Annotated in this window: 23 protein-coding genes; 12 read left to right on the forward strand and 11 right to left on the reverse strand. The window is 55.1% G+C overall.

Going from position 1 to position 23,273, the window contains the following annotated elements; all coding sequences use genetic code 11:
- Nucleotides 1–16: 16 nt before the first annotated feature.
- Complete coding sequence (locus tag K5621_RS18500; protein WP_245003110.1) at nucleotides 17–1,132, reverse strand: HD-GYP domain-containing protein; 1,116 nt, start codon at nucleotides 1,130–1,132, stop codon at nucleotides 17–19.
- A gap of 158 nt (nucleotides 1,133–1,290) precedes the next feature.
- Between K5621_RS18500 and K5621_RS18505 the strand changes: the two genes are divergently transcribed.
- Complete coding sequence (locus tag K5621_RS18505; RefSeq protein WP_044735420.1) at nucleotides 1,291–1,611, forward strand: rhodanese-like domain-containing protein; 321 nt, start codon at nucleotides 1,291–1,293, stop codon at nucleotides 1,609–1,611.
- Between the two features lie 244 nt (nucleotides 1,612–1,855).
- Here K5621_RS18505 and K5621_RS18510 read toward each other — a convergent pair whose 3' ends face one another.
- The 5 genes from K5621_RS18510 to K5621_RS18530 form a co-directional block, all read right to left on the reverse strand.
- Nucleotides 1,856–2,449 (reverse strand): FMN-dependent NADH-azoreductase, encoded by a 594-nt coding sequence (locus K5621_RS18510; protein WP_100143384.1) that lies wholly within the window; start codon nucleotides 2,447–2,449, stop codon nucleotides 1,856–1,858.
- A 210-nt stretch (nucleotides 2,450–2,659) separates the two neighbouring features.
- Nucleotides 2,660–3,130 carry a thioesterase domain-containing protein gene (locus K5621_RS18515; protein ID WP_221049998.1) on the reverse strand — a complete coding sequence of 157 codons (471 nt, stop codon included), beginning with the start codon at nucleotides 3,128–3,130 and terminating at the stop codon, nucleotides 2,660–2,662.
- 1 nt (nucleotide 3,131) lies between these two features.
- A complete protein-coding gene (gene dtd, locus K5621_RS18520) occupies nucleotides 3,132–3,569 on the reverse strand; it encodes a D-aminoacyl-tRNA deacylase (protein ID WP_028780049.1) in 438 nt (145 codons plus the stop codon).
- Nucleotides 3,566–4,558, reverse strand: coding sequence for an alpha/beta fold hydrolase (locus K5621_RS18525; protein ID WP_245003111.1), 993 nt, complete (start codon nucleotides 4,556–4,558; stop codon nucleotides 3,566–3,568). Before K5621_RS18525 ends, dtd begins: the two co-directional genes overlap by 4 nt.
- On the reverse strand, nucleotides 4,509–5,396 hold the full coding sequence (locus K5621_RS18530; protein WP_226684670.1) for a virulence factor BrkB family protein: 888 nt from the start codon (nucleotides 5,394–5,396) through the stop codon (nucleotides 4,509–4,511). Before K5621_RS18530 ends, K5621_RS18525 begins: the two co-directional genes overlap by 50 nt.
- Nucleotides 5,397–5,578: 182 nt before the next feature.
- On the opposite strand from K5621_RS18530, the gene K5621_RS18535 reads away from it, so the two are divergent.
- From K5621_RS18535 to K5621_RS18545, 3 genes are all read left to right on the forward strand, one after another.
- Nucleotides 5,579–5,797, forward strand: coding sequence for a hypothetical protein (locus K5621_RS18535; RefSeq protein ID WP_028780047.1), 219 nt, complete (start codon nucleotides 5,579–5,581; stop codon nucleotides 5,795–5,797).
- A gap of 20 nt (nucleotides 5,798–5,817) precedes the next feature.
- Nucleotides 5,818–6,468, forward strand: a complete 651-nt coding sequence (locus K5621_RS18540) for a DUF2959 domain-containing protein (RefSeq protein WP_039034687.1) — start codon at nucleotides 5,818–5,820, stop codon at nucleotides 6,466–6,468.
- A 182-nt stretch (nucleotides 6,469–6,650) separates the two neighbouring features.
- Nucleotides 6,651–7,865, forward strand: a complete 1,215-nt coding sequence (locus tag K5621_RS18545) for a 4Fe-4S binding protein (protein WP_100143472.1) — start codon at nucleotides 6,651–6,653, stop codon at nucleotides 7,863–7,865.
- 185 nt (nucleotides 7,866–8,050) lie between these two features.
- On the opposite strand, the gene typA is transcribed toward K5621_RS18545, so the two are convergent.
- Nucleotides 8,051–9,865, reverse strand: a complete 1,815-nt coding sequence (gene typA, locus K5621_RS18550; protein WP_221049999.1) for a translational GTPase TypA — start codon at nucleotides 9,863–9,865, stop codon at nucleotides 8,051–8,053.
- Nucleotides 9,866–10,320: 455 nt separating this feature from the next.
- On the opposite strand from typA, the gene glnA reads away from it, so the two are divergent.
- Nucleotides 10,321–11,730 carry a glutamate--ammonia ligase gene (glnA, locus tag K5621_RS18555; RefSeq protein ID WP_100143381.1) on the forward strand — a complete coding sequence of 470 codons (1,410 nt, stop codon included), beginning with the start codon at nucleotides 10,321–10,323 and terminating at the stop codon, nucleotides 11,728–11,730.
- Nucleotides 11,731–11,825: 95 nt separating this feature from the next.
- Here the strand turns inward: glnA and K5621_RS18560 are convergent, their stop codons facing one another.
- The gene (locus tag K5621_RS18560; protein ID WP_100143380.1) at nucleotides 11,826–12,323 is read right to left on the reverse strand and encodes a hypothetical protein; all 498 of its coding nucleotides are present in this window, start codon (nucleotides 12,321–12,323) and stop codon (nucleotides 11,826–11,828) included.
- Between the two features lie 9 nt (nucleotides 12,324–12,332).
- The gene (locus K5621_RS18565; protein ID WP_221050000.1) at nucleotides 12,333–13,256 is read right to left on the reverse strand and encodes a C-GCAxxG-C-C family (seleno)protein; all 924 of its coding nucleotides are present in this window, start codon (nucleotides 13,254–13,256) and stop codon (nucleotides 12,333–12,335) included.
- Between the two features lie 225 nt (nucleotides 13,257–13,481).
- Between K5621_RS18565 and K5621_RS18570 the strand changes: the two genes are divergently transcribed.
- The 7 genes from K5621_RS18570 (at nucleotide 13,482) to glnG (ending at nucleotide 21,998) form a co-directional block, all read left to right on the forward strand.
- Nucleotides 13,482–14,528, forward strand: a complete 1,047-nt coding sequence (locus K5621_RS18570) for a toxin-antitoxin system YwqK family antitoxin (RefSeq protein ID WP_221050001.1) — start codon at nucleotides 13,482–13,484, stop codon at nucleotides 14,526–14,528.
- Between the two features lie 122 nt (nucleotides 14,529–14,650).
- Nucleotides 14,651–15,508: a DMT family transporter gene (locus K5621_RS18575; protein ID WP_221050002.1), complete on the forward strand. Its 858-nt coding sequence runs from the start codon at nucleotides 14,651–14,653 to the stop codon at nucleotides 15,506–15,508.
- 123 nt (nucleotides 15,509–15,631) lie between these two features.
- A complete protein-coding gene (locus tag K5621_RS18580) occupies nucleotides 15,632–17,611 on the forward strand; it encodes an FUSC family protein (RefSeq protein WP_221050003.1) in 1,980 nt (659 codons plus the stop codon).
- A 12-nt stretch (nucleotides 17,612–17,623) separates the two neighbouring features.
- Nucleotides 17,624–18,781 carry an iron-containing alcohol dehydrogenase gene (locus K5621_RS18585; protein ID WP_221050004.1) on the forward strand — a complete coding sequence of 386 codons (1,158 nt, stop codon included), beginning with the start codon at nucleotides 17,624–17,626 and terminating at the stop codon, nucleotides 18,779–18,781.
- 71 nt (nucleotides 18,782–18,852) lie between these two features.
- Nucleotides 18,853–19,404: a DUF4124 domain-containing protein gene (locus K5621_RS18590; protein WP_221050005.1), complete on the forward strand. Its 552-nt coding sequence runs from the start codon at nucleotides 18,853–18,855 to the stop codon at nucleotides 19,402–19,404.
- 115 nt (nucleotides 19,405–19,519) lie between these two features.
- Nucleotides 19,520–20,578 (forward strand): nitrogen regulation protein NR(II), encoded by a 1,059-nt coding sequence (gene glnL / locus K5621_RS18595; protein ID WP_039034706.1) that lies wholly within the window; start codon nucleotides 19,520–19,522, stop codon nucleotides 20,576–20,578.
- A gap of 16 nt (nucleotides 20,579–20,594) precedes the next feature.
- The gene (glnG, locus tag K5621_RS18600; RefSeq protein ID WP_093983933.1) at nucleotides 20,595–21,998 is read left to right on the forward strand and encodes a nitrogen regulation protein NR(I); all 1,404 of its coding nucleotides are present in this window, start codon (nucleotides 20,595–20,597) and stop codon (nucleotides 21,996–21,998) included.
- Nucleotides 21,999–22,049: 51 nt separating this feature from the next.
- On the opposite strand, the gene K5621_RS18605 is transcribed toward glnG, so the two are convergent.
- A complete protein-coding gene (locus K5621_RS18605) occupies nucleotides 22,050–22,382 on the reverse strand; it encodes a hypothetical protein (RefSeq protein WP_221050006.1) in 333 nt (110 codons plus the stop codon).
- 11 nt (nucleotides 22,383–22,393) lie between these two features.
- The gene (gene fieF, locus K5621_RS18610; RefSeq protein WP_221050007.1) at nucleotides 22,394–23,263 is read right to left on the reverse strand and encodes a cation efflux pump FieF; all 870 of its coding nucleotides are present in this window, start codon (nucleotides 23,261–23,263) and stop codon (nucleotides 22,394–22,396) included.
- Nucleotides 23,264–23,273: the final 10 nt, after the last annotated feature.

Below are 23,273 nucleotides of genomic sequence, written 5' to 3' on the forward strand. Positions count from 1 at the left end.
CACTGCAGGCCTCTTCTCAGGCTGCCTTGTCGTCGCGGCAGCGCCCCATGATATCCAGGATCTGTGTAGTCGAAGCCGCCAAGGCTTCGACGCAGTGACCGTCCAGTTTGCCGGCGGCCACCATGCTTCTCAACTCACGAAAACAGGCATCCAGTGGCCAGGCCTGCTTATAGGGTCGCTCACTGCTGAGGGCATCGAAGATATCCGCCACAGTCACTATTCTGGCTTCAATCGGCACCGCTTCCCCCTTTAAGCATCGGGGATAACCGCTGCCATCAAGGTACTCATGATGACAGGCCACTATGTTGAGCATGATCGCCGAATCCGGCAGATGCGCCAGACCGAAATCCCCCAGCACCTTGCGGATCAGGCACTCGCCCTTATCCACATGGGTCTCCATCAGAGTACGCTCGTCTATGCTTAAGGGCCCTTCCTTCAACAGTACCTTGTCCGGAATACCTATCTTGCCTATGTCATGCAGCGGCGCAAACTGGGTAATATGTTCTATCTGCTCATCACTCAGGCCGTATTTGGGGGCGACTATGCTGGCGATCAGGCCCGAATAGGCCGCCATGCGATCCAGGTGAGCGCCGGTTTCAAAGTCGCGCAGGTCGGCAAAGTCCCTTGCCACCTGAGCCGAGGCGAGAATAGTGCGCACCGCACTGAGTTCGGCGCACAGAGACATGTTGATCAAGTTGGCATAGAGCACCATATCCCGCTGCGCCTTGGCATCGAAGGCCGCCAAACGGTATGAATCGAAAAACAGAAACCCCAGAAACCTCTGTTCATCGTAGAGGGGCACAGTAAAGGAAGAGTTGTAATCCTGCTCCAGCAACCAACGCGAATGGCTGTTTTCCGGCAAGATATTGGCCTTGATATCGTCTATCACCCGATACTGCCCTGTGTCAGCCAGCTGGCTAAGCACCGGGCTGTCGGACATGGGATATTCATAACCCACTATGGCCTGTCCCCTGTGAGTGCTGTTGATAAAGGTTTTTAGCAGCCCGGTCGAATCGTGATACAGGGCGCAGGCGATACGATCCACCCAAGGGTAGCTAAGCAACAGATGCTCGTGAATGCGTTCCAAACGCTCAGAAGCGTTGTGCCCCTGCAACCAGAGAGCTGTTGGCATATTCTTGTCCATACACTATTTTCAAATCATTTCCTTTTTCCAAAGGATAGAACAAAAAACAGTCATGGCGAGAAAACGACCAACATCCAGGCCATTGCATTTCCAAATTCATAAGATTAACCTTATTGAAAAATTTCTAATTGATAGAGAGTCTGAAAATGCAAACCAACGTCACGCCACAAGATGGTCGCCTAAACCCTGAGCAATGCCATGAGATGATCGCCAAGGGAGTTAGGGTACTGGATGTCCGCTCGGCCGCCGAATACGCCGAAGGGCACCTGCCGCAGGCGGTGAATGTACCACTGGATACCCTGGATACCTGGCTCAAGCAGCAACCGAATAAGCAGGAACCCTTTGTACTCTATTGCGGCGCCGGCATGCGCGCCCAGAAAGGTTGCGACATTCTGCGGGCCAACGGCTTTGATTGCGTGCTCAACGGCGGCGCCTTCAAGGAGCTGGTCTGTTGCCAACCTGAGTAACCATAATGACAAGCAAGCCCGGGCGATTTCAGATAAGCCAACATCGCGGCCAAGCCTCTGCGCGGGTACGTTATCGCGAGCAGTGGCCCGCGGAAGGGGTTAATGCCGCTTGCCCCCTTTGCAGCAAGGCGCTCGAGCCGAACAAGCCGTCACAAAAAAGCCCCGGGGAGTCACCTCCGGGGCAGTAGAACCAAATCAGTCAAACAACTGGCGTTCAGATTGATGGTGGAAGAGGATGTTTGCCTCAGGCAGAGATGGCCGCCAGCGAAGATTTAGCTGCTGAAATACCTTTGGCGTTGGCATCCGGGCCCATGTTCAGCGCTTCACCGTAGACGGTTTCCACTTCGGTAATTCCAATAAAGCCCAGCACGGTTTTCAGATAAGGCACCACATGGTCTGTGGTCGAGTCTTTATGTACCCCACCCCGGGTAGTGATCACTACCGCGCGCTTACCAGTGATAAGACCCACAGGGCCATTTTCTGTGTAACTGAAACTCACACCGGCGCGGGCAATCAGGTCAATCCAGTTTTTCAACTGGGTCGGAATACCGAAGTTATACATGGGCGCAGCTATTACTAGTGTGTCGTGATCTTTCAGTTCCTGGATCAGCTCATCAGACAAGGCCAACGCCTGTTGTTGGCGCTCGCTCAGCTGTTCGCCGCCGCGTAGGCCGCTGGCAATTTCACCGTCCAGTACCGGCAGAGGCTCGGCCGCCAGATCCCTGACTGTGATGCTGGAACCCTGCTCCTGCCAATGCTTGATCAGGTGGTCGACCAAGAGACCGGACTGAGAGTAACCACCCAGGATGCTGGATTTCAAAACTAATACTTTGCTCATGATACTGCTCCGCTTCGATTCAGGAATTTGTTTGAGTCAGAGCTTTTGCTCCAATCTATGCTGAGCAGTTTACTGATGGATAAAATAGAAAAAAAGCGGAGAAAATTTGATATTAAATTCGATTTTTTAGAAAGGAAAGGCTGTTATCTCGGGCTTATCACTCAAGGCTTACAAGGTTAAAACCGAACCTGTAAGCCCAGGTAATCCCAGTTAGGACAGGGTCGGCTCTTGCTTGGGCTGGCTAACGTAAACCCCCAAGAAAGAAGCACAGCAAAGGCCGTGACTCCAGAGTTCCACCTCCAGCCTGACTTTGACCCTGCGCCCTTCACTCAAAGGCGTCAGTGACACGCCCGGCCAGCTGACTCTGGCCTCGATCAACTCGCCGGGATTGGCAGTCACCGGCGCCCGATAACGGATCTCGGCCTGAGCCAGCACTATATCACCACTCACTCCGGCCCGCTGCTGTTGCAGCCAGAGCATGCCCCAGCCACACAGAGTGCACAGGGTATAAATACTGCCGGCAAACATGGTCTGATGCAGATTGATGTTGGGCGGCAGCGGTGCACCGACACGAAATTCTGTGCCATCAAAAGCCAGTGGCCGGATCCCCATAAAGGCACTGACGGGGATGGTGCCATGCCAGGTGTTTTCCAGCTGCTTAAGCAGTGATGGCTCAGACATATCAAACACTCAAATTAAAGGTCACAGGCCCGTCGTTCAGCAGTTCCACCTGCATATCGGCAGCGAAGCGGCCGGTTTCTGTGGTCACCCCCTTGCTACGGCAAAATGCCACAAAGGCTTCATAGAGCTCTTCGGCCTGAGCCGGACTGGCACCACCCGAGAAACTGGGACGCAGACCGCGGCTGGTATCGGCAGCCAGGGTAAATTGCGACACCACCAACAACTGCCCGCCGACCTGAGTCAGATTGAGGTTCATCTTGCCGTTGTCATCGCTGAATACCCGGTAATTCATCACCTTGGTGGCCAGCTTTTCCATCGCCGCCATATCATCCTGGCGTTCAACGCCCAACAACACCAACAAACCTTTATCTATGGCGCCGGTCACTTCATCGGCAACCGTTACCTTGGCACGGCTGACTCTCTGTATCAGGGCGATCAATCCTGACTCCTTAATTCTGTTTCACAAGAGGCCGCAGTGTCGCCCATAGCACACAGGGCTGCAACCACGGCGTGACGCATTTTATCATCCACCAGCGAGTGATGACCTCCGGCCACCAGCTGCAACTCGGCCGGGCGGGTCTGGCGTGCAAGCTGAGCCTGCAGCAAATGAGTTGGACAGACCCAGTCGTTTTCCCCCTGCAGCAAGCGGGTATGTTTCGGCCAGTTATTGAGCCCTGCGTCAAACAGACTCATGGCTTCGAAATAGTGATGGCGGGCATAGTGAAGTTCGATTCTGGCCATATTGCTGTCCCGAGGCGCCCTTGGCGGCGGCAACAGCACCCCGGGTAAAGACAGATGCTGCTCCCAGCGTAGCCAACTGCGGATATAATCCTGGGCATTGAGACAGGTAAATCCCTTGGCATAGCTTGCCAGCAGCGCCGCAGTGCTGCGCTCACTCCTGGATAGCCAGCGGGAAAAACCATGATAGTCCACCGGGAAACGGCTGGCGGCGCCAGCAGCACCATAGAGCCAATCGCGGCCCTCGGCAGAGGGGATAAAGCTGCCCCAATATGTCTGGGCTATGACCCGCTCAGGGAATAAACCGCCGTACACCAGCCCCAAGGTTGCCCCGAACGAGCCCCCCGCCAGACACCAGCGCGGCAACTGCAGCGCCTTTCTGACCGACTCGAGATCATCGAGCAGGCCCTGGAAGTGATTCTGCGCCAGGCCTTTCTCGGAGCGCGATAAGCCGGCGCCCCTCTGGTCCAGAAACAATAAGCGAAAGCGGCGCAGATCAAACAGTGCCAACTCTTCAAGGCTGCAACCGGCGCCGGGCCCGCCGTGCAGATACAGCAGCGGAATGCCTTCCGGGTTGCCGAATTGCGCCAGATACAGGCGGTGGCCACCACCCACCTCCAGCCAGTCGCGGGCAAACGGATTATGCCGATCCGGGGTCATCATCCAGCGGCTCCAATGGGGCGTCACCATCGAGAAATTCCGGCAAAGAAGCGGTGATCTCGGCTCCCATCAGAACTATCATCCAGGACAGATAGACCCAGACAAACAGTATCGGAATCGTCGCTAAGGCGCCATAAATCGCCTCGTAGCTGGGGAAGTGAGTCACATACAGGGCAAAGCCTTTCTTGCCCGCCTCAAACAGCAAGGCAGCCACTATGGCCCCGAGCAGGGCATGCAGCAGCTTCACCTTTTGATTGGGGACCACAGTGTAAAGCAGCAGGAAGGCCGCGACAGAAAACAGAAATGGCAAACGCGCGACAAAGAAACTACCTACACCATAAGTATCGGCTTCATTGAATATTTTCAGCGATACCAAGTAGGAAGTGGCCGCCAGGCTGGCCCCCATCAACACGGGGCCCAGCGTCAGGATCATCCAGTACATGGAAAAAGACACCACAGTCTGGCGTTTTTCTTTGGTGCGCCAGATATAGTTCAGCGCCTTGTCTATGGCGGAGATCAGTAAAATGGCCACCACCACCAGGGCGCCGATACCGACGGCTGTACCCTTGGAGGCGTTGCCGACAAACTCGTTGATATAGACCTGAACCGTATCACCTGCGGCCGGCAGAAAGTTTTGATAAATAAAGTTTTCTATCAGTTGCCGTACCCCCTTGAAGACAGGGAAAGCCGACAGCATAGACATGGTAACGGCCACCATGGGCACCAGCGACAACAGGGTCACATAGGCCAGATGACCGGCTCGGATATTGATTTGATCGTCCTGCAATCTCTGTTTCAGGTGCAGCAGGAAGTGCCAGCAGCCTTTCATAAACAAACTGAAATTGCGGGTATCTATCTTGTTGCTCACGGTTTTCTCTTGATCCTCTGGGTCTAGTGTCGCTATCTTCGTACAATAATGCCCGGATTACAAAGTGTGATGCTGCCACTGCAGCAGGGCAAAGGAAGCCGAGAATGACGCCAGCGCTATGCATAGGCATGCGCCGAGGCCCGTCGTTCAGCGCTTCTCCCATAATTTAAAGGAGAGAGTTAATGTCACAACAAGGATCGGCGGGCAATGTGATTGCCGCGCTGGCAAGCGTATTTTTCCCGGGTCTGGGACAGTTGGTTCAGGGGCGGATCCTGGCCGCATTGATCTTCTTTCTGGTGACAGTCACAGGTTACGCCCTCTGGTGGTTGGTAGTTCCTGCTATCATAGGTGCCATCGCCCATCTCTGGTGCATCATAGATGCCGCCAAATACAAAGCATAAACAGAGAAAAGAGAAAGCTTATGAACAAGATCCTCACCACCGCCCTGGTCAGCCTGGGATTGCTGCTGGGTGGCTGCCAGAGTGCCTATTACGGTGCCATGGAAAAGGTTGGCTATCACAAACGTGACATCATGGTCGACCGGGTCAAAGACGCCAAAGAATCGCAACAGGAAGCTCAGGAGCAGTTCAGTTCGGCACTGGAAGAGATGCAGGCGCTGCTGAACCATGACGGCGGCGATCTGGAAAAGGCTTACAACAAGGCCAAAGACGAATATGAGTCGGCCCAGGAAGCCGCCGATGATGTCAGCAACCGCATCAACAAGGTGGAAGATGTGGCTGAAGCCCTGTTCGATGAGTGGCAAGGGGAAATCGGTGAGATCAGCAAGGCCAGCCTGCGCAGTAAGAGCCAGGCCAAGCTGAAAGAAACCCGCCGCTCCTACGAGCAGCTAATCCGCAGCATGCGCCGTGCCGAGAGCAAGATGCCTCCTATCCTGACCTCAATGAAAGACAACATGCTCTACCTCAAGCACAACCTCAACGCCCAGACCATAGGGGCCATCAAGGGGGAGTTTGCCAGTCTGCAGAGCGATATCTCCGGCCTTATCAAAGAGATGAATAAATCCATCGATGAGTCCAACCGCTTTATCGCGGCAATGGAGTCGGGTAACTGACCGCCAAGCCATAGAGATAGCCCCGCACCGCGGGGCTTTTTTTCAGCTGTGAGCCAGTGCACGAATTTCTCTATCTGCGAATGTAAATTTGGATCTGCTGCACACTTCCTTTTTTGACTCAAGAACTTGTGCCCTTATTTGAGTTCACAATAGGCAGTCGTTTGTTGCTGGCCTCTATTCTCATGACACTGACAGAATCACTCACTCTCATGCTGGCACTCCTCTATGGTGTCAGCCAACTCTGGTGGAGCGGCCGCCGTTTCGGCGCCGGCCTCACCTTGCTGCTGATTTTAACCGCGCTGCTGATTAGCAGCAGTCCCATGTTACTGCTGGCCACGCTGACAGCCGTTGGTAGCCTGGCATTACTGCAGCAACTGCGCCCCGGCTTGCTGCAATCCGAGCCCAGGATCAATAACCTGCGCAGCGGCTGCCAGCACCTGTTGGCGCTGTCCCTGTTTCTGGTCGCGATTCAGTACACCATCAACAGCCTGATGCTCAAGGCCGGAGTCACGCCCTGGATTGGACGCCCGGATGTGGTGGATGCGTTTCTGCCCATCGCCGGCGGTATAGAGCTCAAGGCGATAGCCACCCTGGGACTCTGGGATCAAACCCACCCGGCGGCGGCCGTGATGCTGGCAGTGGTGTTGTTGACCGGACTGCTGTGCAAGCGGGCCTTCTGTGGCTGGGCCTGCCCGCTGGGATTGGCCGGAGAGTACCTCTATCGCCTGCGCAAACGCTTCATCAAACGCGAATTTATGCCGCCTGCCTGGCTCGACTGGCCACTGCGTATGCTCAAGTATCTGTTGTTGGCAGCGCTGCTCTACATAGTGCTGGGCATGCCGTCTATGGGGATCCCCGGCTACCTGGAGAGTAATTATCACAAGATAGCCGATCTCAAGATGGCGCTGTTTTTCATCACTCCGGGGCTCATCACCCTGGCCTGCTTTGGCCTGATCCTTGCCATTGTCGCCTGGCGCCGTCAGGGATTTTGCCGTTACCTCTGCCCCTATGGCGCCCTGCTGGGACTGCTGAGTTTTCTCAGCCCGCTGAAAATCCGCCGCGCCCCGGAGCATTGCCTGATAGAGTCCAAGGGGATGAAATGCGACAAGTGCACTCGCGCCTGTCCGGCCGGCATCATAGTGCATACCAAAAATACAGTGCACAGCGATGAATGCCAGGCCTGCATGCGCTGCGTGGCCGCCTGTCCCAAGAAAGCGGCGCTGGGGTTCGGCCTGAGCCGCAATCATTTCTGGTCGGCCAAGTCGGTAATGCTGCTGGTCCTTGGACTGCTGTTCCTGCTGCCCTTGATAGCTTACACCTCGGGCTTCTGGGAAAGCCAAACACCGGATGCGGTGCGCATGCACCTATTACAGATGATCGATTACGTGGGTCACTAATCCCTGCATTAACGGCAAACAACGGAGCATCAGCGGCTAGGCTGAAACGAACAAGGGTGGAACTTAAGGAGAGTCTTAAGAGATAAGCAGTTGAAAAAAGGCCTGATCACGGTCAGTTACCGAAATCAGGCCTAATGTGCCGTTTGATGAAGAGTCCGCTTTGGGTCTCTACATCCTGGGCTAGATTAACCTTGACGGCTGGCGCGCTTGCGGTCGTTTTCAGTCAGATGACGCTTACGGATCCGAATGCTCTTAGGCGTTACTTCCACCAGTTCATCATCATCGATGAATTCCAGTGCTTGTTCCAAAGACATCTGGATATGCGGAGTCAGTACCTGAGCTTCGTCAGTACCTGAGGCGCGCATGTTGGTCAGCTGCTTACCCTTGAGGCAGTTTACTGTCAGGTCGTTGGAGCGGCTGTGAATACCGACTACCTGGCCTTCGTAAACTTCGGCGGCGTGGCCAATCATCAGACGACCGCGATCCTGCAGACCAAACAGAGCAAAGGTCAGTGCCTTACCGGTCGCGTTGGAGATCAATACCCCGTTGCTACGCTGGCCGATATCGCCACCCTTGTAGGGACCATAGTGGTCGAAGGTGTGATACAGCAGACCTGTACCTGAAGTGGCAGTCATAAACTCAGTCTGGAAACCGATCAAGCCACGGCTTGGGATCATGAAGTCGATACGTACGCGACCCTTGCCGTCTGGCTGCATGTCGCGCATGTCGGCCTTACGGGTACCCAGCTTCTCGATAACGCCGCCCTGATGCTCTTCTTCCACATCCACGGTCAGTTGCTCGTATGGCTCGCACTTCTCGCCGTCGATCTCTTTGATGATCACTTCAGGACGGGAAACCGCCAGCTCATAACCTTCACGACGCATGTTTTCGATCAGGATGGACAGGTGCAGTTCACCACGGCCGGATACGCGGAAACGATCCGGACTCTCGGTTTCTTCCACACGCAGAGCCACGTTGTGTACCAGCTCCTGTTGCAGACGCTCAAGGATGTTACGTGAAGTCACGTACTTACCTTCTTTACCCGCGAAAGGAGAGGTGTTGACCTGGAAGGTCATAGTCATGGTAGGTTCATCAACAGACAATGGCGGCAGAGCCTCGGCATGACCAACAGCACAGATGGTGTCGGAGATCTTCAGCTCACCCAGACCTGTGATGGCAACGATATCGCCGGCATTGGCAGTGTCCACTTCATGGCGTTCCAGGCCCATGTAGCCCAGAACCTGACCGATTTTACCGTTACGGGTCTTACCGTCGGCACCGACAATAGTAACCTGCTGGTTGGTCTTGACGCTACCGCGCTTGATACGACCCACACCGATAACCCCTACATAGCTGTTGTAGTCCAGCTGAGAGATCTGCATCTGGAATGGACCATCGGCATCGGCATCCGGAGGAGATACTTTTTCAACGATAGTCTGGAACAGCGGCGTCATATCTTCACTGGCTTCATCGGGATCCAAGCTGGCAAAACCATTCAGAGCAGAAGCATACACAATAGGGAAGTCCAACTGTTCGTCGGTAGCACCCAGGTTGTCGAACAGGTCAAATACCTGATCGATAACCCAATCTGGACGAGCGCCAGGACGGTCAATCTTGTTGATAACCACAATAGGCTTAAGGCCTTGGGCGAAGGCTTTCTTGGTTACGAAGCGAGTCTGAGGCATAGGGCCATCTTGCGCATCCACCAACAACAATACTGAGTCAACCATAGACAGAACCCGCTCTACTTCACCACCGAAGTCGGCGTGTCCAGGGGTATCTACTATGTTAATTCGATAGTCGTTCCACTTAATGGCGGTGTTTTTCGCCAAAATAGTGATCCCACGTTCTTTCTCCAGATCGTTGGAGTCCATCACCCGCTCGGTGGCTTCTCCACGGGTGGCCAGGGTTCCTGACTGTGCCAACAGCTTGTCTACCAGGGTAGTCTTACCATGGTCAACGTGCGCTATGATGGCGATGTTACGTAAATTCTCTAACACAGTTTTGCCTCTTACGATCTCTGTTCTGTGGGATGCAACATTATAAAAGAATAGTGCAACCACTTTTGACTACTTGGCGATTGCCCTCCAGGCCTTATAAAACCTGGGTTACCATCGTATCGAGGAACACAATTTCCCCGGATGGTTGCTTTAAAAAGCGTGCCATTCTACTCTAGCGGAGGGCTATCGCACAGGATTATTTTTTAAACACCTATGAATATCCGGCTTGGGAAGCACGCGCACCATTATGGTGAACGCACCTTTTTGGACCACACAACGCACCATTCTGGTGCAAAAATGCTTCTCTCATCGGCCCGCCATTTTATATTTCCCTTTAGTTTCAACAAAATAGAATATTGGCACAAGTCTGGCTTAATAGAGACCAACAAGGCGCCAGACGCTACATACTAAGAGTTGACAAAGGGCACCCCCTTTACCCTACCGGAGGCTTGATAATGTCAGTCGAATCAGTTTTACAAAAGCTGCAAGAGTTGGAAGTTAAGTTTGTTGATTTACGCTTTACCGATACCAAAGGTAAGGAACAGCATGTATCTATCCCGACTCATCAGGTAGATGCTGATTTCTTTGAAGACGGCAAAATGTTCGACGGCTCCTCCATCGGTGGTTGGAAAGGGATCAACGAATCTGACATGGTACTGATGCCAGATCCAGACAGCTTTGTACTGGACCCATTTACCGAAGAAACCACAGCACTGATCCGCTGCGACGTCCTTGAGCCAGGCACTATGCAGGGCTACGATCGCGACCCTCGCTCCATCGCCAAGAAAGCCGAAGAATACTTGCGCGCTACCGGCATCGCCGACACTGTGCTGATCGGCCCTGAGCCAGAATTCTTCCTGTTCGATGACGTGCGTTTCGGTACCGACATGAGCGGCACCTTCGTCAAGATCGATGCCAAAGAAGCCGCCTGGAACTCAGGTACCAGCTATGAAGAAGGCAACACTGGCCACCGGCCATTCGTTAAAGGCGGCTACTTCCCAGTTGCTCCTGTAGACTCTTCACAGGATCTGCGCAGCGCCATGTGTCTGGTGCTAGAAGAGATGGGACAGATTGTAGAAGCTCATCACCACGAAGTGGCTACCGCGGGTCAGAACGAGATCGCCACTCGCTTCAACACGCTGACAAAGAAAGCCGATGAGATTCAAGAGCTGAAATATGTCATTCACAATATGGCGCACGCCTATGGCAAGACTGCGACCTTTATGCCCAAGCCGATTGTCGGCGACAACGGCAGTGGCATGCACGTTCACCAGTCACTCTCTAAAGACGGTACTAACCTGTTTGCCGGTGACAAGTACGGCGGCCTGTCTGAAACTGCCCTGTACTATATCGGCGGTATCATCAAGCACGCCCGTGCCCTGAACGCCTTCACCAACCCAAGCACTAACTCCTACAAGCGTCTGGTGCCACACTTTGAAGCCCCTGTGATGCTGGCGTATTCTGCCCGTAACCGCTCTGCTTCTATCCGTATTCCTGTAGTACCCAGCCCTAAGGCTCGCCGTATCGAGACCCGCTTCCCGGATCCTATGGCCAACCCATACCTGGCCTTCGCGGCGCTGCTGATGGCCGGTCTGGATGGCATCCAGAACAAGATCCATCCTGGCGATGCCATGGACAAGGATCTGTACGACCTGCCGGCCGAAGAAGCAGCGGAAATCCCGACTGTGGCCGAGTCTCTGGAAGTCGCCCTGGCGGCTCTGGATGCAGACCGTGAGTTCCTGACCCGTGGCGGTGTGTTCAGCGATGACTTTATCGACTCTTATCTCAAGCTGAAACAAGCCGAGGCAGAGCGTGTCAGTCGCACCACTCACCCTGTCGAATTTGAGCTGTACTACAGCCTCTAATTGCCCTGCAATCAACCGATGAGTCAAGCCATCGGATAATAAAAAAAGCGCCCCGGGAGCAATCCTGGGGCGCTACTATTTTAAGGCTTTAACACTCAAGGCGCGCTGACGATCTCCAACGCACTCTGGGCCTTGGCCCCGGTGAGGATCACCGCCAACTTGAGTTCACCCTCTGTCTGGTTCAACTCCTCAAGTCCTTCTGGCGTAAAGCGATATTGGCCTTCAGTCTCCAGCGCTTCCATGGTGCCAGCACAGGTGTCGACGGTTTCACTGCATTCGAAACGCACCCCCTTATGCCAAGGCATGGAGAAGGCTGAAGCCTGCGCAGCCGGCATCTTGAGGTACATCACCAGATAGTTACTGCCGGCATCCTTGACGGGTTTGCCCTCCGCCGTAGTCAGGCTAAAGGTCAGTGCCTGGCTTTGAGGATCCATGGCGCTCAGTGCCACCTTGAGGCTTTCGGCTTCATTGATGGATACCGACTGCTCCGGTTCAGGTTTAGGTGGAACCACAGGATCGTCATCATCGTCCCACCAGTCACAACCGCCCAGGCATAACAACAAAGACGCCACTATCAAACTCTTATGTTTCATAACAGCCTCCTAGTGACAATCGCTGCAGACCGCACCTTCGTGAACTCCGGTCAAACCGGCACCAATATCATGAGCACTGTGGCAAGTCTGGCATTCCATTTGTGAGTTAACATCTGTTCCTATATAGGTGTCTGGCTCCCGCTTGGTACTGCTGTGACAGCTGCTACACTCGGCATTCCCTGCCGCTACAGTTTCCTCATTCAGAGCATTGTCCAGCGACTTATTAAGGAAGTCAGTGGTGATATAGGCAATCTCGGCCGTCAACTGGGCACAACGTTCCATTTTCGCCTGGTGACTGGAGCCGTACTTGCTCGCTTTCGACCAGAGGCTCACCGAGGTGTGACAGAGAATGGAGTTAGCAACCGACTGGCCTATCTTATCTGCGGTCAATAGCTCACCGGCGTTGTCTGTACGGGTTGGTGCGCCAATCGCCTTGAGGAAAGCCTCATCATTTCTCGGCATGGGCGTGTGTTCATAGTAGCGATACACGGAGCGGATCACCGCGGTGCGGTTGACCCCGCCCAGGACGTTGACCGCCATGGCCGCGGCATTCAAGCAGCCACATAGGGTTCCCCAACCGGCAATACCGCCGCCACCATAGGCCGCCAGGTTAGTAGGAATAGCGGCAAACTTACAGGCATCGGCATGCCCTTTGGCCGCCAACGCCTTCACCAGGGCATCGAAAACCCCATACATGCAACCGCCACGACCATAACCTTCATAGGCCAGCTTGGCGACCTCCATCGGGTCCAATTTCACATAGGTCAGCAGCTTGGTGCCCAGTTCTACGCCCCCGTCACTGCCGATCCCTATGCTGGTATCTCCGGGACAAGACTCTGCGGCCAGGGCCGTAGTCGCGATCAGCGAACTCCCTGCAGCCACACCAACCAAACCCACTATCTGACCCATTGCCTGACGTCGATTCACGTTCATACTCATCACCTCTTTTTACACTTGCATATTGCACAATTGCAAATTTGTGAAAATTAATTATTTATAATCAATAACTTACAAGCAAATCCAGCTTACGCCCACCAGTGTTGTTCAGATGTGATCCAAAACGGATTTCAGGATAAAAAAGCGCAAACACCTGTGATCAACTTGAGCCTGGATGCTTAGGCGGTGACAATAAAGCTCTTCGTCAAGCAAGGATCAGCCATGAATCTCAAGGTCTTTTTACTCATTCCACTGTTGCTGAGTGGCTGTCACTCTGAGGGGCAACTACCCATTCAGGCTGACGAGCTGGAGCCAATCCACTGCCGGGAAGTAAAGGATAACAATGGCGCCCAGGGTTATTACCTCGAAGGCTGCATTGACGGATACCGAGGTGAACCCTTCAGCGGCATTGCCATTTGGGGAGCACCGGATCGCCTCAGCTATAGTGTGGCCCAGTTCAAGGATGGCCTGCGGGACGGCTACAGCTTCAGCACATCCGCGCCGCCCGAGCGTCTGCTAAGCCAAAGCGCCTGGTATAAAAATGGCAAGTTGCACGGCTGGCAGTTGAGCTTTCAATATCAGCAAACCCAATTACGCAGCCGGGAGTTGTATCGAGACGGTGAGCGCCAAGAGCTCTGGCTCTACGATAGCCAAGGCCAACTCGACAGTTTCAAGCGTTTCGACCAGGGTAAAGTGATTGAATTCATCTCTTACGAGCAGGGGCGGGAGCGAAGGAAACAGTTCAAACGAGACGGCGAGAAATTCACCGTCTGGAAAAGCTATTTCCCAGATGGCTCATTAAAGAGCTTCAGTGAACATCTGGATGAAGAAAATCTCAGAAAACTCCAGGAACAAGGTTACTACGCCAACGGTCGGCTCAAGTTGGACTACCAGTTCGACCGTCGGCAGCGCACCGCGGTGCAGCACACCTTCTGGCGCAATGGCCAGCGCCAGTCCGAACAACATTATGGTTTCTTTCCTTCGATAGCCGCCGATGGCATCTGGCTCAGTTATTGCGAGAGCAATGGCGCCTTGAGCAAACGCACCCCCTACAGTCGAGGCGCCAAGCAGGGCGAGGAGCAGCTCTTTCACTGCAATGGCCAGTTGCAGGTGAGCAAACGTTTCGACCAGGACAAGCTCATACCTCAGACTCTGAATTACTTCGATGAGCAGGGGCACAACTATCTGCAGGAAGAGATAGGCGCGAATGGCAAGGTGCTGCATACCCGAGTCTATGATGAGCAGGGTAAACTAACCTATCAAGATTGAATTAATATTCAATTAGTTAGACTTATCATCCTCAGAGAATCCAGCTCTTTTTCAAATGCGGCTTGCTTATCCCAGCACTGAATTCTAAAATATCTTCACATAAAGATACTTTAAGAAAAGAAATGCCCTATTTAATCGCACTCTTGGCTCCCGTCTTCTGGGGAACCACCTATGCCCTGGTCAGCCTGTACCTGCAGGATATGTCCCCTTTCTGGGTCGCCGTCTGGCGTGCCCTGCCTGCCGGGATCCTGTTATTGCTGCTGCGACCCAAGCTGCCTTCGCTCGCCTGGAGCAAAATACTCTTGCTGGCATTTTGTAATATCGGCGCCTTCTTCGCCTTGCTATTTATGGGCGCCTACCGCCTGCCAGGCGCCGTGGCTGGCACCCTGGGGGCCACACTGCCACTGATGTTTCTGCTGCTGGCCTGGCTGCTTGATGGCCAAAGGCCGGCATTGAAGTGGACCTTGCTGGCGCTGCTGGGACTGAGTGGAGTGATCTTGTTGCTCAATCCTTCGGCCAAGCTGGACATGATTGGTGTGCTCTGCGCCCTGAGTGCCACTCTGCTGGTGGCTCAGTCATCCCGTTGGATGCAACGCTGGCAAACCGGCGATCTTCTGGTACTAAGTGCTTGGCAGTTGTTGCTCGGCGGCTTGATGCTGATCCCGCTGGCCTGGACAGTAGCAGGGGCTCCCACACTGCCCGAGCCCAAGACCTGGCCCGCCATCGCTTGGCTGGCCATCTTCAGCACGGCGCTGAGCTACTGGGCCTGGATCTGGTCCATCAAGCATCTGGGACCGCAAATCATGGGCATGATGGCCTTGATCAACCCTGTGGTGGCCGTCTCGCTCGGCGTATTTTTGGTCGGCGAACAACTGGACGGCTATCAATGGCTGGGGATCGGTCTGATCATGTCGTCACTGTTGTTGATGAAACTTCCTATCCCGGCCATCTGGTATCGCCTACGCCCCGTCCGGCGCTGAGTCTGCAAGCCCACAGAGTCGATTTGCCGGGTGGAAAATTGTTATCCACCCGGCACTCAAGCAGACTCAAATGAGGTAGAATGACGTCCCTCTTGTGCCATTCTGCTGTCTAAGCAACATAAAGTGAAACTATCCAATCTATTCCAGCGCCTGCTGCAATGGCTGCCTGATCGTGCCGATCTTCCCGAAGGCTTACGCATAGGGCTGCCCATGATGGCGGGCCTGTTGCTGTTTTCGTTTCTCGGCGACAGTGCCAGCGGCGTCAACGCCCTGATCTGTGCCTGGCTGGTCGGCGTCCAGGGCCGCAACCTGGCTTATCCCAAACGAGCTGGGTTGTTGAGCAAGTCGGCACTCCTTTGCTGTATCAGCAGTGCCCTAGCCTTGCTGAGCCTGCTCCACCCTTGGCTGGGGATCAGCGTACTCGGCGCCATAGGCCTGTTATATGGCCTCAGTTCCAACCAAAGAAAGTACATTCAGCTGCTGACCTACAACGCCGGCTTTTGCCTGATCTGTGGCCTGCATCTGCTGGAGTCGGGTACCGACTGGAAGATGTTGTTGCTCTCCAGCCTGTTCGGCAGCTGGTTGGCTGTCATCAGCGCGGTCATCGCCGGGCCCTGGATGGCGATACGTCAGGGCGAACAGCTGCTAGCCAGTGTGCAGCGCAAATTCGGTTTCTGGTGCGACATCCTCAGCCGCTCGGACGCCGCTAATGTCGGCCAGCGTCTGGCCTTGCGGGAACAGCTCGATGATGCCATCGCCGTACTGGCCCATTGGCTGCTGGAAATGCCGGATAAAGCCGAGGTGCAACGCATCGCCTGGCAACTGGAGTCGAATCTTATCCTGATAGAAACTCTGGAGAGCATAGGTCGCTTGCAACAGAGTCCTACCAGTAACCCGGCGCTAAAACAGTATTTGGCTAATTTTGCCAGCGAACTCAAGACCCACAGGGAGCAAGGCACAGAACCGACGCCACTGCCCTTGGGGGACAAGCCGCAACCTCTGCTGTTGGATGCTGCCAACCGCCTGGCCTTGGCGCTGGATCCCCAAAGACCACTGGCAGCCGACTGGCGCGAGCGCCTGGGGCTTATCTGGCCTTCCGATGCCCAAAGCGTTCGCAGTCAATGGCGCAAGGCCTTGGTGAAACACTCGCGGGAATGGCACCACGGCCTGAGAATTCTGTTCACTCTGCTGTGTTGTCAGGCCGTGGTGGAACTGCTGCAACTGCCGCAGGGGTATTGGGTGACGCTCACCGCCTACATAGTGCTGATGGTAGCACCGCTCGGGCAGTTGCAGGCCAGGATCTGGAGCCGCTTCTATGGCACAGTGCTCGGCTCTGTGTTGGCACTGGGGCTTATCTGGTATCTGGGCGCCGGTAGCTGGTTATTACCGGCCACCTGCCTGAGTGCCTTTCTGGCCTTTGCCACCTTTTACAAGGCCAGATACGAGATCCATGTATTCTGGCTCACCATGCTGATGGTGTTTGCCATCACCCTGTTGTTGCCAAGCGACCCCTATATCGCCTTCTACCGGGCGCTGGACACCTTTACCGGCGCCCTGATGGCATTTCTGGCGATGCATCTGTTTATTCCCAGTTGGACCCGGCGCTGGCTCGACAGCTATGTGTGCCACTTTATCGAGCTGGAACGGGCTTGGCTTGCCAGTATCAATGCAGGTAAAGCCGACAACGCCCTGCGCTGGCAGTCCCATGCGGCGCTGAGGCAACTGGGGCAAGAAGTCGGCTTTTTGAAGCTCGAGCCCAACACAGGCCAGCGGGAGCTGCAGGACTGGCAGAGTTTTCTCTGGCTTGGGCTGACGCTGCACTGCACCCTGGTGTTGGTGGCACGCCAGCAGCAAAAGCCGCCGCTGCATCTGGCAGAGCAACAGTTGGCGGCCTGGCCCCAGCTGTTTCGCCAGCGCTTTTTGGCAACAGAGATGCATCAAGCCGAGTCCGGGCCAGCGCCCAATTCAACAGATGCACCTACGCAGCTGTCAGCCAAACAAGCTGAAGCGATTCCCGCTTGGGTAATGCAGGATATCGCCCATCTCTATGCTTGGCTTGACTGGCAACGTCCCTATGCCCTAGGCGGCAATACTCACGGCTGACAGGAGTCCAAGATGTACGATTTTGAATTTTACAATCCAACCCGCCTGCTCTTTGGCCGTAGCAGCCTGGAGCAGTTGGACACTCTGGTGCCCGATGATGCCAGAGTGCTCTTGCTCTACGGCGGCCAAAGCGCCAAACGCAATGGCACCCTGACCCAGGTCAGCCAGGTATTGGGTCAACGTGTCTGCGCCGAGTTCGGCGGCATTAGCCCCAACCCCGAGTACCACCAGCTGTTGCAGGCGGTAGAGCAGATAAGGCGACAAAATCTGGACTTTATTCTCGCCATCGGCGGCGGTTCCATCATAGATGCGGGCAAGTTTATTGCCGCCGCCGTGCCCTATCAGGGAGCACCCTGGGAGATACTGGAAACCGACGGTCGCCACATTGACCAAGCTCTGCCGCTCGGTACTGTGCTGACCCTGCCGGCCACGGGCTCAGAGATGAATAACTGCGCGGTGATCAGCAATAGCACTCTTGGCCTCAAGCGCTCCTTTCGTCATCCCTCGGTGTTTCCCCGCTTCTCTGTGCTGGCACCACAACTGAGTTTCAGCCTGCCGCAACCACAGGTTGCCAACGGCGTGGTGGATGCCTTTGTGCACGTGACCGAGCAGTACCTGACTTACCCGGTCGACGCCAAGGTGCAGGACAGGTTTGCCGAAGGCCTGCTGCTCACTCTGATAGAGGAAGGCCCCAAGGCGCTGGCAGAGCCCGAAAACTATCGGGTGCGCGCCAATATCATGTTCAGCGCCACCATGGCGCTCAACGGCCTGATCGGCGCCGGTGTTCCGCAAGACTGGTCGACCCATAAGCTGGGTCACGAACTGACGGTGCGCCACGGCCTGGATCATGCCGTGACCCTCGCCATACTGCTGCCGGCCATGCTGCGCCTGAGAAAAGCTGCCAAACACGCCAAGCTGCTGCAGTATGCCGAACGGGTCTGGCAACTCAGCGACGGCAGCGAAGAACAACGCATAGATGCAGCCATAGAGCAAACCCGACTGTTCTTTGAATCCATGGGAATCAAGACTCACCTCAGTGACTATGGCATAGGCCACGAGGCCATAACGCCGCTGCTGGAAAACCTTGAGCGCCAGGGCCTGACCCAACTGGGGGAAGACGGCCGGGTCGACCTTGAGCTGAGCCGACAGGTTTTTCAGGCCAGCCTTTAAAGGCAGTGATTTTTGCCAATAAACAGGCTAATCTGAAACAAGTTCACAACTGCATAACAAGGGAAGTCTTTATGCGTACTCTGATGATAATCAGCCTGGCACTGCTGTCGCTGGTTGCCCAGGCGACTGTCTATAAGTGGGTCGATAAAGATGGCAAGGTGCATTACAGTGATGAACCCACCCCCCAAGCCCAAGCAGTGGAATTCACCGACAAGACCCAGAATCAAATAAGCCTGGAAACGCCTAAACCTCTGCCCGATCCCATAGAAGTGGAACAGATCGGCTATGCGTTAAAGATACTTTCACCACAGCATGAAGAAACCATTCGCGATAACGCCGGTGATTTTCAGGTTCAGGTAGAGGTAGAGGTAGAGCCGGAGCTGGCATCGGGTCATTTTCTGCAACTCTACATAGATGGCATCTCCACCAGCGACGCTCAGCGCAGCAATCTCTTCCAGCTCAAGGACATCGACCGCGGCGAACACACGCTGCAACTCAAGGCGGTGCAACAAAACGGCAAAGTCCTTGCATCCAGTAGTCCCATAACCATTTTTCTGCACCAAGCCGGACTGATGCAACCCGCCTTCCCGGCTCCCGGGAAGGGCCCCAAGCCAAGTAACTAATGTCATTTCAATGAATTAGCTACTTTGCATTTCGAGTTAGTCCACAGAGTTGTTGGCTTGCGGCCTGCACCGAATTGGTGCACCATTATGGTGCAATCCTGCTATGGGAAACTCAATGGACACAAATATCCTGCTCAATCATCTGGCCACTGCCGTTCTGGTCATCGACAGTGACCTGCTCCCCAGCTATGCCAACGCCGCTGCCGAGCAGTTGCTGGGCGTCTCCCGCCACAGGTTGCAGGAGCAGGTACTGACAGAGCATCTGCATGCCATAGGGGTTGAACCCAGGGTGTTGCAAAGCGCAGTGCTGGAACGTCAGGGGCTGACGGTCAATACCGCCCAACTCATTAGCCTGGATGGCCAGCACCACACTGTAGATATGACACTGATCCCACTGGAGCAGGGAGAACAGCTCAAGCCCTTGAGCCTGTTGGAACTCAGGCAGGTGGATCAGCAGCGGCGCATTCACCAGCAGTTGACCCTGGACGCCCAGCAGCAGGCGGCTCAATATCTGGTGCGCAATCTGGCCCATGAGATCAAAAACCCGCTGGGTGGACTGCGCGGCGCGGCGCAGCTCTTGTCCCGCGAGCTCAGCGAGCCGCAGCTCAAGGAGTTCACCACACTCATCATAGAGCAGGCCGACAGGCTGCGCGCCCTGGTCGACCGACTGCTGGGGCCGCAGAAACCATCGCAGCACAAGCTGCAGAACATACATCTGGTGCTGCAAAAGGTGATCAATCTGGTGAGTGTGACCCTGCCGCAACAGATACATCTGCGTCAGGATTACGACCCCTCGATTCCGGACTTGCCTATGGATGAAGATCAACTGCAACAGGCAATCCTCAACATAGTGCAAAATGCAGTACAAGCCTTGGAGCATCAGGGCGGCGATATCATGATCCGCACCCGCACCGCCCATCAGGTCACCATAGGTAACCAGAGACACAAGTTGGTGCTGGTGCTGTCAATCATAGACAACGGCCCGGGTATTGCCCCGGAACTGGTGGATACCCTGTTTTACCCTATGGTCACAGGCCGTAAGGACGGTAACGGCCTGGGGCTATCCATCGCCCACAATATTGCCAGGCTCCACGGCGGCCGTATCGACTGCGATTCGGCCCCGGGACACACAGAGTTCAGCCTGACATTGCCGATCAACAACCACAGCGGCTAACAAGAGAGGAAACAATATGAGTGAACAGGTTTGGATCCTCGATGATGACAGTTCAATTCGTTGGGTACTGGAACGGGCGCTGCAAGGCGCCAAACTCAGCTGCGCCAGCTTTGCCGCCGCCGAGTCGCTGTGGCAGGCGCTGGAAATCTCCCAGCCCAAGGTCATAGTCTCGGATATCCGCATGCCGGGGACCGATGGCCTGACCCTGCTGGAACGTATCGGCCTGCATTATCCCCATATCCCGGTGATCATAATGACGGCCCATTCAGATCTAGACAGTGCCGTCAGCGCCTATCAGGCCGGAGCGTTCGAGTATCTGCCCAAGCCCTTCGACATAGATGAGGCGATTGCCCTGGTGGAGCGGGCGCTCAACCATGCCACAGAGCAGGCTCCTGCAGCGGCCGAGCCTCAGGTCAAGGCACCTGAGATCATAGGCGAAGCCCCCGCGATGCAGGAGGTGTTTCGCGCCATAGGCCGTTTGTCGCGCTCATCGATCAGTGTGCTGATCAACGGTCAGTCCGGTACGGGTAAAGAGTTGGTTGCCGGGGCGCTGCACAAACACAGTCCACGCAAAGACAAACCCTTTATCGCCCTCAATATGGCGGCCATCCCCAAGGAGCTGATCGAATCCGAGCTGTTCGGCCATGAGAAAGGCGCCTTCACCGGCGCTGCCAGTGTGCGTCAGGGGCGGTTTGAGCAGGCCAATGGCGGCACCCTGTTTCTCGATGAGATAGGCGATATGCCACTGGACGTACAGACCCGGCTGTTGCGGGTACTGGCCGATGGCCAATTCTATCGGGTCGGCGGCCACTCTCCGGTGCAAGTCGATGTCAGGATTATTGCCGCAACCCATCAGGACCTGGAACAACTGGTACTCAAGGGGGGCTTTCGGGAAGACTTGTTCCACCGCCTGAACGTGATTCGAGTTCATCTGCCACCGCTGTCGCAGCGGCGGGAAGACATTCCGCAGTTGGCACGCCATTTCCTGGCCAGTGCCGCCAAAGAGATAGGGGTAGAGGCCAAAATACTCACCCCGGAAACCGCCGCCAAGCTGCAGCAACTGCCTTGGCCCGGCAACGTGCGCCAGTTGGAAAACACCTGCCGCTGGTTGACCGTGATGGCTTCGGGCCAGGAAATTATCCCTCAGGATCTACCGCCTGAGCTATTCAAGGAGCCCAAGGCACCTCAAGGCAGTGCAAACCCGTCCCAGGATTGGCAAAACGCGCTGAAATTGTGGCTGGATATGCGCCTGTCACAGGGCGAGAGCGATCTGCTGACCGAAATCCAACCCGCGTTTGAGCGCATCTTGCTGGAAACCGCGTTGGAGCATACCCAAGGCCACAAACAGGAAGCCGCCAAACGCCTGGGATGGGGCCGCAACACCCTGACCCGCAAGCTCAAAGAACTGGCGATGGACTGAAACCTCATAAAGATGGGGACATGACCCAAACAAGCCCAAGGGTGAAGGTTATTAAGAGAGGATTTTGGCGCCCAGACGCAGTGCCGCCAAACTCAGGGAATAGCCCCAACGGATCAGTCCCCTACGTCTGCGATCAGGCAAGAGTGGCCAACTGGAACCATCGGCTGCAATCAACTCGGCGCGCCAAAGCGGTAAAGAGATGATCTCCAGTCGGTAGTCTTGACCATTCAAGACTATGATTTGCCGTCTTGGCAAACCATAGAGGCGCTGACAAAAACACTGTTGCCCCTGCCATTCCAGTTCCAGGCGACTGCTTAATGGATAATACCGACAGTGCAGTTCACCCCCTTCGAGATTCAACTTCTGTTGTTGCATCCATGCCATAACAGTGCCCGCTACACAGGATCCTGGTGAATAATCACCTCGGCATGGTCAAAGTCGGCGCGGATCCGCTCACCTGTGGCCACGGCAATATCGTGGGCCTGTTGCAGGCTCAGGTCTTTGTCCAGCTCCAGATGCAGTTGAATAAAGGTGGTCTTGCCCGCCTGACGGGTACGCAGGTCATGAATGCCACGCACTTGAGTATCCTGCTCGGCCAATTGCCGAATGCGCAGCCGGGTTTCATCATCGAGCTCCCTATCGAGCAAGGCCTGAATCGAGCGATACCCCAGCGACCAGGCCTGTTGACCTATGTAGAGGGCGATCAATACTGCGAACAAACCATCGGCCCACCACCAGCCATATTGTGCCAAAATCAGCGCCAACAACACGGCGCCATTGAGAAACAGATCTGACTTATAGTGCAGGGCATCGGCTTCGACCACTGTGCTCTTGGTAGCTGCCAAGGCCCGTTTTTGCAGTAATACCAAAGCCAAGGTCAGCACCATGGCGATAATGGATACCACAATACCTAGAGTGGCATGGGTCAAAGGCATGGGATTGACCAGGCGCTCGCCGCCGTGAAACAGCAGCAGGAATGCCGTCCCCATAATAAAAGCCGATTGCGCCAAAGACGCCAGTGGCTCAGCCTTGCCATGACCATACCTGTGCTCCTGATCGGCAGGGACCAGGGCATAGCGAATGGCAATAAAGTTAACTATGGAAGCCAGGGCATCGGCAAAGGAGTCGGTCAGGGAAGCCAACATACTGGCAGACCCGGACCAGAGCCAGGCAGCCAGTTTTATCAGGATCAGGGTAATCGCGGTCGCCACAGCGGCGCGGCTCGCCAATTTTACCCAAAACTCGTAGCGGGAAGTCGGTGTCATTCAAGGGCTC

The organism is Shewanella carassii, assembly GCF_019670705.1.
Lineage (GTDB): Bacteria > Pseudomonadota > Gammaproteobacteria > Enterobacterales > Shewanellaceae > Shewanella > Shewanella carassii.

What these genes read in the sequence shown, in the direction of transcription:
- K5621_RS18500 (WP_245003110.1), bottom strand. Translation starts at nt 1,132, where the DNA reads ATGCCAACAGCTCTCTGGTTGCAGGGGCACAACGCTTCTGAGCGTTTG.
- K5621_RS18505 (WP_044735420.1), top strand. Translation starts at nt 1,291, where the DNA reads ATGCAAACCAACGTCACGCCACAAGATGGTCGCCTAAACCCTGAGCAA.
- K5621_RS18510 (WP_100143384.1), bottom strand. Translation starts at nt 2,449, where the DNA reads ATGAGCAAAGTATTAGTTTTGAAATCCAGCATCCTGGGTGGTTACTCT.
- K5621_RS18515 (WP_221049998.1), bottom strand. Translation starts at nt 3,130, where the DNA reads ATGTCTGAGCCATCACTGCTTAAGCAGCTGGAAAACACCTGGCATGGC.
- K5621_RS18525 (WP_245003111.1), bottom strand. Translation starts at nt 4,558, where the DNA reads ATGGTGACGCCCCATTGGAGCCGCTGGATGATGACCCCGGATCGGCAT.
- K5621_RS18535 (WP_028780047.1), top strand. Translation starts at nt 5,579, where the DNA reads ATGTCACAACAAGGATCGGCGGGCAATGTGATTGCCGCGCTGGCAAGC.
- K5621_RS18540 (WP_039034687.1), top strand. Translation starts at nt 5,818, where the DNA reads ATGAACAAGATCCTCACCACCGCCCTGGTCAGCCTGGGATTGCTGCTG.
- K5621_RS18545 (WP_100143472.1), top strand. Translation starts at nt 6,651, where the DNA reads ATGACACTGACAGAATCACTCACTCTCATGCTGGCACTCCTCTATGGT.
- glnA (WP_100143381.1), top strand. Translation starts at nt 10,321, where the DNA reads ATGTCAGTCGAATCAGTTTTACAAAAGCTGCAAGAGTTGGAAGTTAAG.
- K5621_RS18560 (WP_100143380.1), bottom strand. Translation starts at nt 12,323, where the DNA reads ATGAAACATAAGAGTTTGATAGTGGCGTCTTTGTTGTTATGCCTGGGC.
- K5621_RS18565 (WP_221050000.1), bottom strand. Translation starts at nt 13,256, where the DNA reads ATGAACGTGAATCGACGTCAGGCAATGGGTCAGATAGTGGGTTTGGTT.
- K5621_RS18570 (WP_221050001.1), top strand. Translation starts at nt 13,482, where the DNA reads ATGAATCTCAAGGTCTTTTTACTCATTCCACTGTTGCTGAGTGGCTGT.
- K5621_RS18575 (WP_221050002.1), top strand. Translation starts at nt 14,651, where the DNA reads ATGCCCTATTTAATCGCACTCTTGGCTCCCGTCTTCTGGGGAACCACC.
- K5621_RS18585 (WP_221050004.1), top strand. Translation starts at nt 17,624, where the DNA reads ATGTACGATTTTGAATTTTACAATCCAACCCGCCTGCTCTTTGGCCGT.
- K5621_RS18590 (WP_221050005.1), top strand. Translation starts at nt 18,853, where the DNA reads ATGCGTACTCTGATGATAATCAGCCTGGCACTGCTGTCGCTGGTTGCC.
- glnL (WP_039034706.1), top strand. Translation starts at nt 19,520, where the DNA reads ATGGACACAAATATCCTGCTCAATCATCTGGCCACTGCCGTTCTGGTC.
- glnG (WP_093983933.1), top strand. Translation starts at nt 20,595, where the DNA reads ATGAGTGAACAGGTTTGGATCCTCGATGATGACAGTTCAATTCGTTGG.
- K5621_RS18605 (WP_221050006.1), bottom strand. Translation starts at nt 22,382, where the DNA reads ATGGCATGGATGCAACAACAGAAGTTGAATCTCGAAGGGGGTGAACTG.
- fieF (WP_221050007.1), bottom strand. Translation starts at nt 23,263, where the DNA reads ATGACACCGACTTCCCGCTACGAGTTTTGGGTAAAATTGGCGAGCCGC.